14 protein-coding genes are annotated in these 17,129 nt (G+C 34.1%); 6 read left to right on the top strand and 8 right to left on the bottom strand.

Annotated features, from left to right (window positions below):
• Nucleotides 1-26: 26 nt before the first annotated feature.
• The 4 genes from AC2DGP_RS15060 to sppA are packed head-to-tail and all read right to left on the bottom strand — an operon-like array spanning nt 27 to nt 4,133.
• The gene (locus AC2DGP_RS15060) at nt 27-953 is read right to left on the bottom strand and encodes a 5-oxoprolinase subunit C family protein (protein ID WP_484490886.1); all 927 of its coding nucleotides are present in this window, start codon (nt 951-953) and stop codon (nt 27-29) included.
• Entirely contained in the window at nt 950-1,621 is a 672-nt protein-coding gene (gene pxpB, locus AC2DGP_RS15055) for a 5-oxoprolinase subunit PxpB (RefSeq protein WP_484490885.1), read from the bottom strand. The genes AC2DGP_RS15060 and pxpB overlap by 4 nt, the downstream gene beginning before the upstream one ends.
• Nucleotides 1,621-2,379, bottom strand: coding sequence for a 5-oxoprolinase subunit PxpA (locus AC2DGP_RS15050; protein WP_484490884.1), 759 nt, complete (start codon nt 2,377-2,379; stop codon nt 1,621-1,623). Before AC2DGP_RS15050 ends, pxpB begins: the two co-directional genes overlap by 1 nt.
• Before the next feature lie 5 nt (nt 2,380-2,384).
• Nucleotides 2,385-4,133 (bottom strand): signal peptide peptidase SppA, encoded by a 1,749-nt coding sequence (sppA, locus tag AC2DGP_RS15045; RefSeq protein ID WP_484490883.1) that lies wholly within the window; start codon nt 4,131-4,133, stop codon nt 2,385-2,387.
• A gap of 120 nt (nt 4,134-4,253) precedes the next feature.
• Between sppA and folK the strand changes: the two genes are divergently transcribed.
• Together folK and AC2DGP_RS15035 are read left to right on the top strand one after the other, a co-directional pair.
• A complete protein-coding gene (gene folK / locus AC2DGP_RS15040; protein ID WP_484490882.1) occupies nt 4,254-4,778 on the top strand; it encodes a 2-amino-4-hydroxy-6-hydroxymethyldihydropteridine diphosphokinase in 525 nt (174 codons plus the stop codon).
• Nucleotides 4,779-4,901: 123 nt separating this feature from the next.
• Nucleotides 4,902-8,783, top strand: coding sequence for an OmpA family protein (locus AC2DGP_RS15035; protein WP_484490881.1), 3,882 nt, complete (start codon nt 4,902-4,904; stop codon nt 8,781-8,783).
• 67 nt (nt 8,784-8,850) lie between these two features.
• On the opposite strand, the gene gldC is transcribed toward AC2DGP_RS15035, so the two are convergent.
• Nucleotides 8,851-9,189: a gliding motility protein GldC gene (gldC, locus tag AC2DGP_RS15030; RefSeq protein WP_300322294.1), complete on the bottom strand. Its 339-nt coding sequence runs from the start codon at nt 9,187-9,189 to the stop codon at nt 8,851-8,853.
• Nucleotides 9,190-9,351: 162 nt separating this feature from the next.
• On the opposite strand from gldC, the gene AC2DGP_RS15025 reads away from it, so the two are divergent.
• The 4 genes from AC2DGP_RS15025 to AC2DGP_RS15010 all read left to right on the top strand — a co-directional run bounded on the left by AC2DGP_RS15025 (nt 9,352) and on the right by AC2DGP_RS15010 (nt 13,753).
• Nucleotides 9,352-9,876: a DUF4199 domain-containing protein gene (locus AC2DGP_RS15025; RefSeq protein WP_484490880.1), complete on the top strand. Its 525-nt coding sequence runs from the start codon at nt 9,352-9,354 to the stop codon at nt 9,874-9,876.
• A complete protein-coding gene (locus AC2DGP_RS15020; protein WP_484490879.1) occupies nt 9,877-10,830 on the top strand; it encodes a glycosyltransferase family 2 protein in 954 nt (317 codons plus the stop codon). It abuts the gene before it with no gap.
• An 81-nt stretch (nt 10,831-10,911) separates the two neighbouring features.
• Complete coding sequence (locus AC2DGP_RS15015) at nt 10,912-12,627, top strand: phospho-sugar mutase (RefSeq protein WP_484490878.1); 1,716 nt, start codon at nt 10,912-10,914, stop codon at nt 12,625-12,627.
• Nucleotides 12,628-12,733: 106 nt separating this feature from the next.
• Nucleotides 12,734-13,753 carry a glycosyltransferase family 4 protein gene (locus tag AC2DGP_RS15010; RefSeq protein WP_484490877.1) on the top strand — a complete coding sequence of 340 codons (1,020 nt, stop codon included), beginning with the start codon at nt 12,734-12,736 and terminating at the stop codon, nt 13,751-13,753.
• Between the two features lie 256 nt (nt 13,754-14,009).
• Here AC2DGP_RS15010 and AC2DGP_RS15005 read toward each other — a convergent pair whose 3' ends face one another.
• The 3 genes from AC2DGP_RS15005 to AC2DGP_RS14995 form a co-directional block, all read right to left on the bottom strand.
• Entirely contained in the window at nt 14,010-14,591 is a 582-nt protein-coding gene (locus AC2DGP_RS15005; RefSeq protein ID WP_484490876.1) for a glycosyltransferase, read from the bottom strand.
• A 470-nt stretch (nt 14,592-15,061) separates the two neighbouring features.
• Nucleotides 15,062-16,477 carry a CCA tRNA nucleotidyltransferase gene (locus tag AC2DGP_RS15000; protein WP_484490875.1) on the bottom strand — a complete coding sequence of 472 codons (1,416 nt, stop codon included), beginning with the start codon at nt 16,475-16,477 and terminating at the stop codon, nt 15,062-15,064.
• A gap of 3 nt (nt 16,478-16,480) precedes the next feature.
• Entirely contained in the window at nt 16,481-17,029 is a 549-nt protein-coding gene (locus AC2DGP_RS14995) for an L-threonylcarbamoyladenylate synthase (protein ID WP_484490874.1), read from the bottom strand.
• Between the last annotated feature and the right edge of the window lie 100 nt (nt 17,030-17,129).

Below are 17,129 nucleotides of genomic sequence, written 5' to 3'. Positions count from 1 at the left end.
ATTGATTTTCAATCTCCTTTTTTTATTCAAGAAAAACCAATCAAATCTTTTATTCTTTTTTCCTTATTGTAGTAATTAGCCTGTGCTTCTTTCAAACTAACCAACCTAAACCGCAACCTATCTCCTGGTTTTAACTGAGCAAGCAAAGGAATATCTGACTTGATTACATTAGCTACCCTAGGATAACCTCCTGTAGTTTGTGCGTCTGCCAACAATACAATTGGTACTCCTTCTGGAGGCAACTGAATTGTTCCATTCACAACACCCGACGAAAGCATTTCTCTAGCGTCTAAAGCAACTTTATTTCCATTTAAGCGATACCCCATACGGTTGCTACTATTCTCAATTCTAAATTCGTCGGTAAAAAAATTAGAATCCTTCCCATACTTCATTGCATCAAATTCAGGCCCCGCTATAACTCGAATAGAAGTTACCGAATAGGTTTTTACATAATACTCTTTGGGTATTTTTATCAAACTTAAAGATTTTCTCAATCCAATTGGTATTCGATCACCAGCACACAAAGCCCTACCTTTAGCACCTCCCAATTTAGCATAAGCATATGTAGACCTACTTTTCAATTGTGGATCCACCTCAAAACCTCCGTTGACGGCTACGTAACACCTAAAACCATCAATCAACTTTCCAAAAGACAATATATCACCTTTAACAATTTGAATGGTTTCGTACCTACGAATCAAAACTCCATTTAATTTTGCTTCTAAATCAGCTCCTGTTATTCCAATTTCTGTTGCCTCAGAAAAAATGATCTTAGGTCCTGTCATGGCAATCTCCAAAACAGCCTCTTGATTTTTATTCCCCACTAAAAAATTCGCAATTCGATAGGAATCCATATCCATGACACCTGAAACAGGCATTCCAAATTCTTGAAAATATTTCCTTCCTGAATCTTGAATTAACGTTTGAAAACCAGGCTTTATAATCTCAATCATTTTGAATAGGCATTAAATTCTTCTAAAGAAATCTCCTTAAACCTAACATAATCCCCTTGCATCACAGGAAAAACTTTTTCACTCGACAAATCAAATAGCTGAAAAGGTGTTTTCCCTAACAACTGCCACCCCCCAGGGCTATCTACAGAATAAACTCCAGTTTGACTCCCGGCAATTCCAACAGAACCTCTTTCTATCTGTATACGTGGCGACTTTTTTCTAGGACAAAACAAGCGAGGATCCATCCCCCCCAAATACAAGAACCCAGGTGTAAACCCCAGCATATAAACCAAATAATCTGTTGAAGTATGTAATTTTATGATCTCAGCTCTACTTAGACCAGTGTACTCTATCAAATACTCCATATCCAAGGCAAAGCCATCATGATAGCAAACTGGAATTTCAACTACCCTCGGCTGCAGTTCATCCACACCTGAATAACTCAAAGAATAAAGAACATTTTCAAGCTCTTCTCTACTAATGAGTAAAAAATCGTATTGAATAGTTATGGTAGTATAAGCCGGTATAATTCCAATAATACCTTTTACATTTTGATGTTTCAGCTCCCTAACAAAACGTACTATTTCTATGTGGACACTTTCAGAAACTTGCTCTCCATATGTCAACAAAACAGCAGAATCTCCGAAATCTTTTAATAAAAAACTCATTAAAACCTCTTTACATCTATCCCTTCTAATTCAAACTTTGCACGAATTGACTTTACAAGATCTAATGCCCTTGGAGTATCTCCATGCACGCAAATACTTTTTCCTTCAACGTTGAAAGATACGTTCTCATTTGTCATCACTTCACCATGCGTAACGAATTTTAAACATCTCGTTGCAACATCACTTGAATTTTTAATTACAGCACCTGACTCCTTTCTTGAAACTAACTTCCCTTGATTTGTATACGCCCTATCAGCAAACAACTCTGCCACAAATTGCAACCCCATATCTTTAGACAATTTTTCCATCACAGAGCCAGCCATACCAAGTAAAATTAATCCCGTATCAAATTCCTTAATTACCTCAATAATCATTCTGCTCAACTCCATATCCTCTGCAGCTGCATTATACAGAGCACCATGTGGCTTTACATGGCGTAACACCCCTCCTCTAAGATTCGTCATCTGCAAAAGAACCCCTATTTGAAAACGAAGACATGCTTTCAATTCCTCTTCAGACAGATGCATATATTCTCTTCCGAAATTATCTAAATCTGGAAATGAGGGATGCGCCCCAATATTTACATCATGTTTTATCGCTAAATCAATTGCATTTTGTATCGTTAACGGATCTCCTCCATGCAATCCACAAGCAATATTACAAGAACTTATGTATGGAATAATGGCAGCATCATCTCCAACCTTTTTTTTAAAATATGACTCTCCTAAATCACAATTTAAATCTATAGAAAACTTCATTACAACTATTTAATATCCAAAACATAAGGCATCGCCATTTGAACTCCTTTTTTATCTTTTAGATTATTTAACTGTTGAAATAAAGCAAAATTCGACTCACCAACCCATTCATTCAATAGATTTTCCTTTAGATTCATAAAAGGCATATTTCTAAAAGACTCTCTAATATCTTTTTCGTAATCTGGATAATTCTCAATTTCGTAAGCATCTATCTCAGCAATTGACGCCGCAGAAAGAATAGCGCGATCTAACCCACCAACAGCATCTATCAATCCATTTTTCTCAGCTTGCTTTCCTGACCAGACTCTACCTTGAGCCAAAGCATGTACCTCATCATAGGTCATTCCTCTACCTTCCGCTACTTTAGACACAAAGGTCTTATAAATATAGTCCACTCCTTCTTTGGTAACTTCATAAAATTCTGAATCCATCTTGGAGAAAGGACTATAATTTGGACTTTTATTTGTACTTACTCGCTCTGAATGAATTCCAATACTCGAGGTAAACTCACTCGCATTTGGCATGATACCAAAAACACCAATGGAACCCGTAATCGTTGTTGATTCAGCAAATATCCTATCAGCGTTACAAGAAATATAATATCCACCTGATGCAGCATAATTCCCCATAGAAACTACCAAAGGTTTCTTTTCCTTAGCTTTTTCTAAAGCTCTCCAGATAAGATCAGAAGCCAAGGCACTTCCTCCTGGAGAATTCACTCTCAAAACAATTGCCTTTACCGACTCTTTTTTAGCAGCTCTATTTATGGCTTTCACCATCATTTTTTGCCCTATTTTCTCCTCATCTCCTTGTCCATAAATAATATCTCCTTGCGCATAAATAACAGCAATTTTTGCTCCTTTATCCACCTCCTCAAAATCGAAAACGACATTAGATTGAATATAATCCATTAAACTAGTGGATTTGTATTTTTCCAAACCGAGCTGATTTCTAAGTCTATCTTTGTATTCATCCTGATAAACAACTCCATCAACTAATGAATTCTCTTTAGATAAGACTGCTGTACGTCCCAAAAGTCCATCTGCTATTTGATTTATTTCATCAACCGAAATATCCCTTGAAACTGAAATAGCATCAACCATATCAAACCAAAGTGAATTCAATAACTCTTTCATCTGAGTCCTATTTGACTCACTCATTTTATTAGCTATAAAGGGCTCCACGGCACTTTTATATTTCCCATGACGAATCACTTCCATTTTTACTCCATACTTGTCCTGAAAATCTTTAAAAAAAAGTAATTCAGCTGAAAGCCCTTTTAAATCAACCTGGCCAACCGGACTTACAAATACAGAATCTGCTACAGAACTAAAAAAATACTCCTTCTGCCCATAGGTATCGGCGTAAGCAAAAACAGGTTTTCCTGATAATTTAAATTCACCAACAGCCTTTCTTAGGGCACTTAACTGAGAAACACCACCATTTAGCGCTCCTTCAATACTAATGGCTTTAATTCTATTATCTGTTTTGGCTCTTTCAATTGCAGAAATAATTTCATTCAAGCCTAGTTGTTGAGGAGGTAATCCTAATAATTGAGAAAACGGATCAGCTTCAACTGGAGCATAATCTTTGATTGGAACATTTAATTGAAGCTTTAGTACACTTTCATTTTTAACTTCGTAAGTATCATCACTACCTACTACAACACCAATAACAACAACAATTACAATCAACCAAAAGAAAGCTAAAAGCACTCCAATAGCAGAAGAAATTATATTTTTCAGAAAATTCATTTTGTATTTTTTTAAAACAAATATAAACTATTCTAAATTCTTTCGTTTCTTTGTATCAGTAAAATATAGATCACTTCTACCCTACAGCTTTATAATCTATTCAATAATTGAAAAAAAATTATGAGCAAATTTTACACTTCTTACCTATCGTTAGGAAGCAACCTAAGCAACAAACATCTGAACCTAAAAAATGCGGTAAGTGCTATTGACAACACGATCGCAAAAGTTACTGATATTTCAGAAATATATGAAACCTCTTCATGGGGATTTGAGGGTGAGAATTTTTATAACATCTGCATCAAGATCAAAACCTCTTTAACTCCTGAAGTATTGTTAACCCAACTATTAGTACTAGAAAAAAAACTTGGTAGAAAAGAAAAACAAGGTCTAAAATATGAAGATAGGCCTATCGATATCGATATCCTGTTGTATGAACAAAAAAAAATAGATACAGAGTTTCTACAAATACCTCACCCTAGGGCATTGGACAGAAATTTTGTACTTGTGCCTTTATTGGATATTTACAACGAAGAACACTTTCCTTTTACAAAAGATTCTTTGAATGAAAACATTGATAATTGCACAGATGAAAGTCCTATTACGAAGACAGGTTTACAAATAGATCTCACAACTGTTTGTGAATAAAAAAAGCCCGATATAATAAAGCCTCATGAAACTCGTTTTTATTTTAACGGTTTCATATTACCAATAAAAATAAATAATTATTTTTGTTAAAAATTTCTAAAAAACAACCTAATATAATTAAGCATGTCTCTAAGAAAAAAAACCTTACTACTATTGGTTTTCACTTGCATAAGTAATTTCACTTTTGCTCAAAAAGAAAAAGAAGACTCTCACATAAAAGAAAGAGCAAAAGAAGCCAAAGACACCTACAATACATGGTCTTTAGGTTTGGGGATTTTAAAACAAAACACCTATGGCGATTTTACTCATAAAGCAAAAGGAGATTTAAGCAGTTTTACAAATCTAGGTTTTTATATTTATGCAGATAAAATGTTCAACCCTATCTTGGGTATGGAATTTAAATTCGACTACACCAATCTTGGAGCCTCTGGTAAGGGATTTACAGGTTCAAATGCCATAAGAGGAATTGACGAAACCATCTACGGAAACCAACTATTAAGTATGGATGGTAACAAATATGGTTTAGAATTAAGCGGTATCTTAAATTTAAGCAATCTTTGGAAATTAAACAGTACAAAATGGAATTGGTCTTTACTAGCGGGTATAGGGACTAACTACTACAAAGGAAACTTGTACGATGAAGCAGGAAGCACAATTTCATCCCTTGGAAATAATGAGAGAGCAAGTTCTGCATTTGTAAGTGCATCAATTGATTTAAAATATAGAATTAACAATAGGTTTGATGTTGAATTGAGACCTTCAGTATACTTACACCATCAAGATAATTTCGATGCTGCTATTTCTTCAAAAAGTAACTATGAAACTTATTTTGCTCCTCACTTAGGACTTGTCTACAAGTTTGGAAAAGAGAAAAGACATGCTATCTGGGCAAACAATGAAGATATTGGAGACGAAAGATTCCAGGTAGTAGACACTGATGAAGATGGTGTTATTGATGAAGTGGATAAGGAACCAGATACTCCGAGTGAAGCAATGGTATACGGAAGTGGTATTTCTATCGATAGCGATATGGATGGTGTGCCTGACCACATAGACAAATGTCCTTTCTTAAAGGGTATTGAAGCTAATGAAGGTTGTCCGGAAGATAGAGACGGTGATGGAGTCTATGATTTTGATGATGTTTGTCCAGATGTAAAAGGAGTAGCGGATAACTTAGGATGTCCTCGTGAAAATTCAGCTGATGATATCACAAATAGAATATTTTTACTTGCAAAAAGCATCTACTTTAAAACCAATAGCGATCAAATTATTGGAGATTCCTATACTATATTGAATGAGATTGCAAACATTATGATGCAATATCCAAATACCCAGTTTGCAATTGACGGTCATTCTGACAACACTGGTGAGGCTAGTTACAATCTATATCTTTCTAAAAAAAGAGCTAGTAGTGTTCAAAAATACCTTACTGAAAAGGGAGTAAACGAGTCTAGATTATATGCTGACGGATTTGGAATAGAGCAACCGGCTCATAGTAATAAAACCTCTGACGGAAGAAAAAGAAACCGACGAGTTGAAATTAATTACATCCAACCAGACTCTGAAAGAGGAAAAGAGATCTATGAAGAAGGAATCAACCCAACTGAATCTTTAAATGTTATTCAACCAAATGTTGCGGGTGACTTTCAAGACTCAGACGGAGACGGTGTTGCAGACATCTTAGACCAAGAACTAAACACACCGATGGGCGCAATGGTTTATGGTAATGGAATCGCTATTGACACAGACAAAGATGGAATTCCTGATTATATGGATGAGTGTCCGCTTATATTTGGACCTGAAGATAATAATGGTTGTCCAACTGACTACACAGGTATTGAATCAAATGAAGCTGGAGAATTCACGATCAAAGACACTGATCAAGATGGTGTAATGGACGCTTTAGACATAGACAACAACACTCCTTTGGGTGCTAAAGTTTATGGAAATGGAGTGGCAATTGACACTGACAACGATGGAATTATTGATCTATACGACAACTGTCCTTTAAAACAAGGAACACAAGAGAATGAAGGTTGCCCTGAAAATATTGCTGTTGACTCTAATGCAGGAAAAATCAGCATTAATGATTCTGATGGTGATGGAGTTATTGATTCTTTAGACAAAGAGCCAAATACACCAATGGACGCAAGAGTTTACGGAAATGGTGTTGCAGTTGATACTGATGGAGACACGATACCTGACTATAAGGATACTTGTCCGTTAAAGTATGGTACCGCAGAAAATGAAGGATGTCCTTTACCTCCAGACAGCGATGGTGATGGAGTCCCTAATGAATTTGACAAGGAACCAAATACACCTTTTGGAGTTAAAGTATACGGTAACGGAGTTGCTATGGATACAGACAATGACGGAACACCAGACCATGAAGATGCTTGTCCTTTAAAACCAGGATCTATTGTGGATGCAGGTTGTCCAAAAATCACTGAAAACGTTTCTAGCAACGGAGCAACAATCGAATTAACTGATACGGACATGGATGGTGTAATGGATCAATTTGATGCTGAACCAAACACACCACAAGGAGCAAAAGTTTACGGAAATGGAGTTGCGGTTGACTCTGATAACGATGGAATCCCAGATCATGAAGATAATTGTCCTAATATCTCAGGAACTGCAGACTTAAATGGATGTGCCCCTGAAGAGAAACAGTCAAACATCAATTTAGGAGCTGGAATTGCAGTTAACGGTGCTAACTCAAACCAACCAACTGTTGAGATGAAAGATTCTGACAAAGATGGTGTAATGGATCAATTTGATGCAGAACCAAACACACCACGTGGTGCCAAAGTTTACGGTAATGGAGTTGCAATTGATACGGATGGAGATGGAATACCTGATCATGACGACAAGTGTCCTTTGACAAACGGAACAAAAGACCTAGAAGGTTGTAAGGAAACAGAATCAAAAACTGTTATTGTTACGCCTCAACAACTCGAATTAAAAGACACTGATAAAGACGGAGTAATTGATCAATTCGATAAAGACCCTAACACTCCAGCTGGTGCTTTAGTTTATGGAAATGGAATTCCTATTGATAGTGATAGGGATGGATTACCTGATTACAAAGACAAATGTCCGTTAAAAGCAGGACCTGTTGAAAACGAAGGTTGCCCTAAAACAGCAAAAGAATTTGACTGGGCTGATGATGATGGAGATGGTGTTGTAAATGAGTTTGACAAAGAGCCAAACACTCCAGAAAATGCAAGAGTTTATGGAAATGGAGTTGCTGTTGACTCAGATTATGATGATGTACCAGATCATATAGATGACTGTCCATTCAAAGCAGGCTCTGTTGAAAACAAAGGTTGCCCAGAAATTGAAGGAGCTGTAGAGGCAAATATTCAAGACACTGACAAAGATGGTGTAATTGATTTATATGACGAAGAACCAGACACTCCTTATGGTGTGAAAGTATACTCTAACGGTGTTTCTTTAGATTCTGATAAAGATGAAGTTCCTGATTACAAAGACAGATGCCCGAAAATAAAAGGGCTTGCAGAAAACGAAGGATGCCCAGCAACAGAAGACCTAGATGGAGATGGTGTTGCAGATGACGATGACTTATGTCCTGATGTACCAGGTACTGTAGAGAACAAAGGATGTCCAAATAAGAACTTTGATAAAAGTGTGTACTTAAAAATCGAAGCATTATCTCAAAAAATTAAATTTGAGAGAACTAAGAACACCCTTTCAAACGAAACGATGGATATTTTAGATGATATTTTAAAAATCATGCAAGAATACCCTGCAACAAAATTTGAAATAGCTTCTCATACTGATGACAAACACAATGAAAAATATAGTCTGTTTTTATCTAAACGTAGAGCAAATGCTATTTTAAAATATTTGGTTGATGGTGGTGTCAATGAAGATCGATTGACTTCAGAGGGATATGGAGATACACAACCTAAATACTCAAACTCAGGAGATATTGCTACGAGTGAATTAAACAATAGAATTGAATTTAATTTTCAGAATTAATTTCATTCAACATCATAAAAAAAGGGTCGATTAATATCGACCCTTTTTTTTATAATAAATGCATTTACTATTTTTTCTTCAACTCTAATTTCTCTTCAAAATAATCACAGAAGTCACGCATTGTTGCTCCCATTTTTTCGTCATTCGTAGCTCTTTCAAAAGTATGACTCATAGACACCAATGTTTGATGAAAAAATTGTTTCATCTCATCAACCGGCATGTCCTTTGTCCAAAGATCAATACGCAAGGTATCCTTTTTAATAGGATCCCAAATTGACATCATAATTGCCTTAGACTCTTCAGCAGTTACTCCTCCATCTTCTGCATTCCAATTTATTTTTTCAGGAACTTTATTTTCATCAAGTCCTATTTCAAATTCTATTTTTGATTTATGTACAACAGCCATAATTTTCTAATTTATTTTAACATCGCAAATATACATCAAAAGAATAAGAACCCTAAACAGTTTAATTAGTTCAAATTCCGAATTGATCACAGAAACAAAATTCAATTTAAAAATCTTACTTCATCGGAAATAATTATATTTGCCATTATCAAAAAACCGTTTATGACAACAAAAGAAATAAGTAAAGGAATCATCTTTAAATATGGATTTTTACTTGGATTAGTCTCTATAGCAATGAGTGTAGTGCTTTACTCTCAAAATAAACATTTAGAACAAAACCAAACGGTAGGAATTATTAGCATTTTATTTATTTTAATTGCAATAATTTTAGGAATAAAAACTTTTGCCAAAACTCAAACAATGAGCTTCGGAGAAGGTCTTAAAATAGGAATTGGAATTGCAGTGGTTGGAGCGTTAATGATAACCGCCTATAATTATATATTTACAACTTATATAGAGCCAGACTTCATTAATCAACTAGGAGAAGTCCAAAGAGAGGCTATGGAGAATTCTAGTGATTTAACAAAAGAGCAAATTGATGCTAGAATTGAAAAACTCCAAGAAGGAGCTAACTCATTTATCACACCTGCAATTGGAATTGTATTTACTGCTTTTCTTGGATTTGTTTTCTCTGCAATCACCACTGTTGTTTTTATTAAAATTAACGAATCCAAACAAGTTTCCTAAATGCAAATTTCATTAGTTATCCCGCTTCTAAATGAAGAAGAATCTTTAAGAGAATTACATGATTGGATTGTAAGCGTAATGCAAGAAAATGACTTCAGTTATGAAATTTTATTTATCGATGATGGAAGTACGGACAACTCTTGGAAGCTTATTGAAACACTTCAAAAAGAAAACCCACATGTACAGGGACTTCGTTTTTCTAAAAACTTTGGAAAATCTCAAGCACTGAATGCTGGATTCAAAAAAGTAAACGGTGATGTGATAATCACTATGGATGCCGACCTACAAGACGCTCCAGACGAAATTCCGGCTCTTTATAAAAAGATAACCTCAGAAAATTATGATCTTGTTAGTGGATGGAAGAAAAAAAGGTATGATTCTAAAATAAAGAAAAACCTTCCTTCCAAATTATTTAATTGGGCAGCTAGAAAAACGTCAGGTATTCAGCTCAATGATTTTAATTGTGGATTGAAGGCCTACAACAAAAAGGTTGTAAAATCCATTGATGTGCAGGGTGAAATGCATCGATACATCCCTGTTCTTGCAAAGAATGCAGGTTTCATTAAAATCGGGGAACAAGTTGTAAAACACCAAGCAAGAAAATACGGGGAGACCAAATTTGGAATGGAACGCTTTGTTAATGGTTTTTTAGACCTGTTAACAATTTGGTTTGTAAGTAAATTTGGAAAGAGACCCATGCACTTGTTTGGTCTTTTAGGTACTTTTATGTTTGTTATTGGTTTTATCGCAGCATTTTATATCGGTTGTAGTAAATTATTAAGTGTGTTTCTATACAACCAACCTTCACCATTGGTTACGGATAGTCCATGGTTTTATATCTCACTAGCCACAATGATATTAGGAACGCAACTTTTCCTGGCAGGATTTATTGGAGAATTAATTTTAAGGTCGAAAAAAAATATAGCGAATTATCAAATTTCTGAAGAAATATAAAAGAAACCGTTTTAGTAACTTTAAAACAGATAATAACAATCTATTTGGATAAAAAATTAAATTTGTAAAAAAATATACCTAATGAGCACTCAAAACATCATCGAAGAAGCTAATAAATGGCTTGCAACAACTTTTGACCATGAAACACAAAAGGAAGTTCAAAATTTAATTGATTCAGATACTGATCTGTTAGCAGATAGTTTTTACAAAAATTTGGAATTTGGTACAGGAGGTATGAGAGGCTTGATGGGACCTGGAACCAATCGTATTAACAAATATACCTTAGGTAAAGCAACCCAAGGACTTGCTAATTATATTTTACAGAAAAACGACGAAAAAAATGCTAGTGTTGTTATTGCTTATGACTGCAGACACAATAGTGATACACTTGCAAAAACAGTTGCTGATGTATTAACTGCTAACGGAATAAAAGTTTTCCTTTTTGAAGCATTGCGTACCACTCCAGAGCTTTCTTTTGCAGTTAACTATTTAAAATGCACTGCAGGAATCGTTTTAACCGCATCTCATAACCCACCAGAATACAATGGATACAAGGTTTATTGGACTGATGGAGGACAAATTGTACCACCGAATGATGTTGCTATTATTAATGAGGTTAATAAATTAGAATTTTCTGAAATTAAATTTGACGCAAATGAAAATCTGCTCGAATATATTGGAGAAGATGTGGACAATGCTTTTACAGATGCCTCTGTAAAAAATGGTTGCTTAGAACTTACAAATCGTGATGATTTAAATATTGTATTTACTTCTTTACATGGTACTTCCATCACAGCAATGCCACAAACATTGAAAAAGGCAGGATATAAAAATGTCCATATTGTTGAAGAACAAAGTACTCCTGACGGAAATTTCCCAACAGTAGACTCACCAAATCCTGAGGAGCCAGCTGCTTTGAAAATGGCTCTAGAATTAGCAGATAAAGTTGATGCTGATATTGTCATAGGAACAGATCCAGATAGTGACCGTGTTGGTATTGCCGTTAGAGATTTAGATGGAGACATGAAATTACTGAATGGTAACCAAACCATGGTTGTAATGACTGATTTCTTGATGAAAAAATGGCAAAAAGAAGGAAAGCTTAATGGTAAACAATTTGTAGGAACGACTATAGTTTCAACAGATATGGTTGGCGATATAGCAGCATCATACAACGTTGAAACTAAAATATGTTTGACTGGTTTTAAATGGATTGCTAAAATGATTGTTGACTTCCCAGAACTTAACTTTATTGGAGGTGGTGAAGAAAGCTTCGGGTATATGGTTGGTGACTTTGTAAGAGATAAAGATGCAATTACCTCTGCTTTATTAGCTTGTGAAATTGCAACTTATGCCAAAGCACAAGGAAGCTCTTTTTACAACGAATTGTTACAATTATATGTAAACCACAGTTTTTATAAAGAGCACTTAATCTCAATCACTAAAAAAGGTATGGATGGAGCCGCTCAAATCTCACAAATGATGGTTGACATGAGAGCCAATGCTCCTAAAGAAATTGACGGAGAGAAAGTAGAATTCGTTTACGATTATGACACTTCAGTTAGAAAAAACTTATTGACTGGAGAAGAAAGTGTTATCGACATGCCTAAATCTAATGTTCTTATTTTTTACACTGAAAACGGAACAAGAGTTGCTGCAAGACCAAGTGGAACAGAACCTAAAATTAAATTCTACTTTAGCGTGAACACAAAATGTGCTTCCATAGAGAAAGCAACGGAGACTGAAAACGAATTGGATGCTAAAATCCAAAGAATTATAAAAGGGTTGAACTTGTAAAAAGTTCTTCTAAAAACTAAAAAAGCCAATTGATATTTCAATTGGCTTTTTGCAGTTATCTCCAATTTTAAAAAATTCAATTTGATTAATTACCACGTTACCTTCTATGTCATTCCTTCAAAAAACTAAAGAGATAATCATTTTTAACCTATTGTATAAATGGAAATACATTATTGCAAACATTAAGGCATTTTTTCTTTTTGACAATAAACAATCTAATATTAGTTCCCTCACCTACGTAGCCAGAGAAGCCGATAAATCCTGGATTTTTGGAGCTAAGGTAAGAAGGCTTTCAAAATTCTCTAACTTGAATGCCAAACCTTATTTTCACGCAAAACTGAGAAATTTACCAAAAACCGATGCTTATTTTTTCATATTCCCGAATTACTTCTGTCGTGCCATACGTCACAATCCTTTTATTCTAAATAGAAAAAATATAGTAATGTATACGCATCAGCATTGGACAAACTCTTACAGTAGAACCCATATCAGTTGGTGTTTAAACAAAGCTCACAAGATTATATGTCTAAACTCTACTACAAAAAAGCAATTAATTGAAATTGGGATAAAACCCCATAAAATCGAAATAATCCATATCGCTTCTTCCCCAGATATGTTCTATCCACATGAAAGAAATTCTGGTGCCGTTGGATTTTGTTGTGCTTTTAGCGAACGAAAGAATCCGGAATTAATATTCGATATAATTAAGGGAATGCCAGAAAAACACTTTTACATTATTGGCGTTTTATGGGAGAAGTTCCGCAAGTTTGAAGAGTTATCCCATTTGTCGAATTTCACTTATATAGACAATGCTGATTACTCGGAATACCCAGACCTTTATAACAGAATAGACACCTTTATCTCAGCCTCTTTTCTTGAAGGAGGACCAGTTCCTTTACTCGAAGCAATGTTTTCCAACTGTTTCCCTATAGCCTCAAAAACGGGGTTTTGTGAGGATATTATAGAACATGGTACTAACGGTTTTTTATTTGATCCTCACACGAATGCATCTGAAGTTATAGCATTAATAAAAAAAGCAGATAAAATAAAAACAAATACACGTTCTAGCGTGATGCCGTATTCTTGGAAAAATTGCTCAAATAAAATTGATAAATTATTTTTATAATTTTAATTAAGTAGACCTAATATCTACCTCTAATAAGTCGCTTTTAACACTTTAAAGAATTTGTAACTAAAGCAGAATTTTATTCAATTATTGAAATAGGAAACAAGGCAAACAAGTATTATCATCTCAGAAATAAAACAAAGTTGAAAAACTGCTTATTCTTATTAATTCGTAACCCCCTTGCAAATACTATCACAATAACATTAGATATGTGAAAACATTTTTTTAAGAAAAAAAATTAGTTCTTTAACTGGATTTAAGGATTCAGTATTTTCTTATAAAGATTCATATACCTTTCAATAAAATTTTCTTTATCCCAATACTCTTGAAACACTGTCATCAATTCATATTTATCTTTCAATTGAAAGATTAAATTAATTCTTTCTACCCAATCCTCTAATACAAAGTTATCAATTACAAAATCTGGTAATTTCTCTTCTACAAAATCAGCTATTTGCCCAGTTTTATAAGTTAAAAAAGGAATTTCTTGAGCTAAATATTCTAACAAAACCAATGGTCCTGATTCAGATATAGACGTACAAACCGCTAAATCATATTTATATAAATCATTTTGTACATTTTTATGATCAAAAATAAAATTTATTTTCTGACTACTATAATTTTCCTGTATATCTCTCTTTAAAGATTTGAAATAATCACTCCCTTCATCTTTACAACAATATATCGTTAAATCCATACCTAGTTTACGAGCTAGTTTTATTGCAAATATATGGTGTTTAACTTCTTTCAAGTTCCCTACAAATACAATACCTTTTTTCCTATTAAGAGTCTCTTTTTTAATTATATCATATTTAAAAACTATGTTACTTATTAACAAAGCTTTTTTCTGACTCCATTCTCATTTTTGAAATCGCCCAATCAACTAATAATTTTGAAACACCTATATATAGGTCTGGTTTAAATAACTTATAAAAAAGTGCGACGTTTTGATTTACCTCTATTTTACCATAATGATCATGAAAAATAATAGGCTTCCGTCCTCCATTTAGCGAAAAAGCTTTTTGTACAAAAGATAAGGTGCTCTCATATGTACATGTACAACGGAACCACCATTTACCTGTTTTACGAATTCTTTATACTTTTTAAATTTACTCTTATTCTGTAATCGAATTACTTCTATGTCATCATCCAATAAATCGAATAATTCACCTTGATCCTTTAAAACAATAAGTTTTACAGAATTTCAATTCCTATGAAGTAAATTTGTTATGTTTACACAAACTCTTTCAGCTCCTCCTACACCTAATTGATCTATTACTTGTATTATTTCCATACTTACCTTCCGTATTAATCCAAACCAAGTTCTTCTCCTTTTTTAATCATAAATTCAAAACAAGCATCATATTCATTTGGAATTTCACCATCTAAAATAGCTTCTTTGATAGCATCCTTTATCTGACCGATTTCTCTACAAGGCTTTAAGTTAAAAGTTTCCATGATCAGCTCACCCGAAATTGGTGGTTGAAAATCTCTAACTCTATCCCTCTCTTCTACCTCTTTTACCTTATCCCTTACAAGCTTAAAATTGTTGTGATACCTTTTAAATTTAACAGGGTTTTTCGTTGTAATATCAGCTTCACATAAGGTCATTAAACTATCCAAATCTTCTCCAGTATCAAAGATCAATCTTCTTACCGCAGAATCAGTTACATCCGTTGCTAGTACAATAGGACGAGAACTTAACAGAACCATCTTTTGCACAAATTTCATCTTATTATTCAACGGCATTTTTAACCTTTTGAATAATTTATATACCATTTTAGATCCTACAAACTCATGAGCATGAAAAGTCCAACCATTCTTTTTATCAAATCTCTTTGTCGGCGCTTTCCCTATATCATGCAATAAAGCAGCCCATCGTAACCAGACATCCTTGGTATTAGGAGCAATATTATCCACAACTTCCAAAGTATGATAAAAATTATCTTTATGCTTTTGTCCATCCTGTTCATCTACCCCTTTTAAATCGGTCAATTCAGGAATTAATCGTTGTAAAAGTCCTGTTTTCTCCAATAAAAGAAAACCGATTGAAGGAATTGGAGATTCCATTATCTTTTGAAGTTCAACTACAATTCGTTCTTTAGTAATGATATCAATTCTTTCACAATTCCTATGTATTGCATCCAATGATTCCTTTTCAATCTGAAAATTCAATTGTGTTGCAAAACGAATCGCACGCATCATTCTAAGCGGATCATCAGAATAGGTAATATCAGGATTTAATGGAGTTTTAATAATTTTAGATTCCAAATCATCAACTCCATTAAATGGATCTAACAAGTCACCGAAAGTATCTTTATTCAAACTCAATGCCATCGCATTGATTGTAAAATCTCTTCTATTCTGATCATCTTGTAATGATCCTGTTGATACTTTGGGGTTCCTACTATTTTCAGTATAAGACTCTTTTCGAGCTCCAACAAATTCAATTTCCACATCATTGTATCGTAACATTGCAGTTCCATACGTTTTAAAAACTTGAACTTTTGGCTTTGTTGGCAATAACTGAGCTACTTTCTTCGCTAACTCTATCCCACTCCCAACCGCAACTACATCAATATCTTTCGTAATTCCACGCTGTAAAATAAAATCTCTTACAAAACCACCTATTACAAAACTCTTTAAGTTTAGTAATTCTGTAGCTTCTGTTATATATGGGAAAATTGCGTGTTGTAAGGCTTTTTTATAATCGTTCGGATGCATATATCAATCTCTAATCACTTCGATGGTACCGTCTGTATTAATTTTCAATATTCTGGACGATTTGTCACTTTTCGAATCGTGCTGCAAATCTACCACATAATCTACGCTATCCAAAATTGCTTGGCTTATTTCTGAAAAGGTTTTTGGCGTAGCTTCTCCACTTACATTCGCTGAAGTCGAAACAATTGGTTTTCCAAGCTTCTTAAGAAGTGATTCGCAAAAATCTTGTTTGACGATCCTTATAGCAACCGTATTATCTGAAGCAACTACATTCTTTGCCAGTCCTTTTGGATTATTATAAATAATCGTTGTAGGACGAGTGGCAACATTTAAAATATCAATCGCCTCCTTAGGAATTGCATCAACATATTCCTGCAGCATTTCAATAGAGTTAACTAGAATGATTAAACTTTTACTTTCCGCTCTATTTTTAATTTTAAATATTTTATTTACCGCAATTTCGTCAGTTGCATCACAACCAAGTCCCCAAACGGTATCTGTTGGATAAAGAATTACCTCCTTATTATTTATTTTTTCTACCAAATTATTCATGCCACAAAAATATAACTTTTCAAACAAAATAACGGGCCATACTTTTCGAAAAGATTAACACAGGAAAGAAACAAAGTTCTAGTAAAATGGTATATTTGTC

Source organism: Flavicella sp. IMCC45537 (genome assembly GCF_057197705.1).
This window is presented reverse-complemented; position numbering and strand designations above follow the sequence as displayed.

Excerpts from the sequence above, each read along its gene's own strand:
- AC2DGP_RS15025 (WP_484490880.1), top strand. The coding sequence starts at position 9,352 with ATGACAACAAAAGAAATAAGTAAAGGAATCATCTTTAAATATGGATTT.
- AC2DGP_RS15010 (WP_484490877.1), top strand. The coding sequence starts at position 12,734 with ATGTCATTCCTTCAAAAAACTAAAGAGATAATCATTTTTAACCTATTG.
- AC2DGP_RS14995 (WP_484490874.1), bottom strand. The coding sequence starts at position 17,029 with ATGAATAATTTGGTAGAAAAAATAAATAATAAGGAGGTAATTCTTTAT.
- AC2DGP_RS15020 (WP_484490879.1), top strand. The coding sequence starts at position 9,877 with ATGCAAATTTCATTAGTTATCCCGCTTCTAAATGAAGAAGAATCTTTA.
- AC2DGP_RS15060 (WP_484490886.1), bottom strand. The coding sequence starts at position 953 with ATGATTGAGATTATAAAGCCTGGTTTTCAAACGTTAATTCAAGATTCA.
- AC2DGP_RS15000 (WP_484490875.1), bottom strand. The coding sequence starts at position 16,477 with ATGCATCCGAACGATTATAAAAAAGCCTTACAACACGCAATTTTCCCA.
- sppA (WP_484490883.1), bottom strand. The coding sequence starts at position 4,133 with ATGAATTTTCTGAAAAATATAATTTCTTCTGCTATTGGAGTGCTTTTA.
- pxpB (WP_484490885.1), bottom strand. The coding sequence starts at position 1,621 with ATGAGTTTTTTATTAAAAGATTTCGGAGATTCTGCTGTTTTGTTGACA.
- AC2DGP_RS15035 (WP_484490881.1), top strand. The coding sequence starts at position 4,902 with ATGTCTCTAAGAAAAAAAACCTTACTACTATTGGTTTTCACTTGCATA.
- AC2DGP_RS15015 (WP_484490878.1), top strand. The coding sequence starts at position 10,912 with ATGAGCACTCAAAACATCATCGAAGAAGCTAATAAATGGCTTGCAACA.
- gldC (WP_300322294.1), bottom strand. The coding sequence starts at position 9,189 with ATGGCTGTTGTACATAAATCAAAAATAGAATTTGAAATAGGACTTGAT.
- AC2DGP_RS15050 (WP_484490884.1), bottom strand. The coding sequence starts at position 2,379 with ATGAAGTTTTCTATAGATTTAAATTGTGATTTAGGAGAGTCATATTTT.
- folK (WP_484490882.1), top strand. The coding sequence starts at position 4,254 with ATGAGCAAATTTTACACTTCTTACCTATCGTTAGGAAGCAACCTAAGC.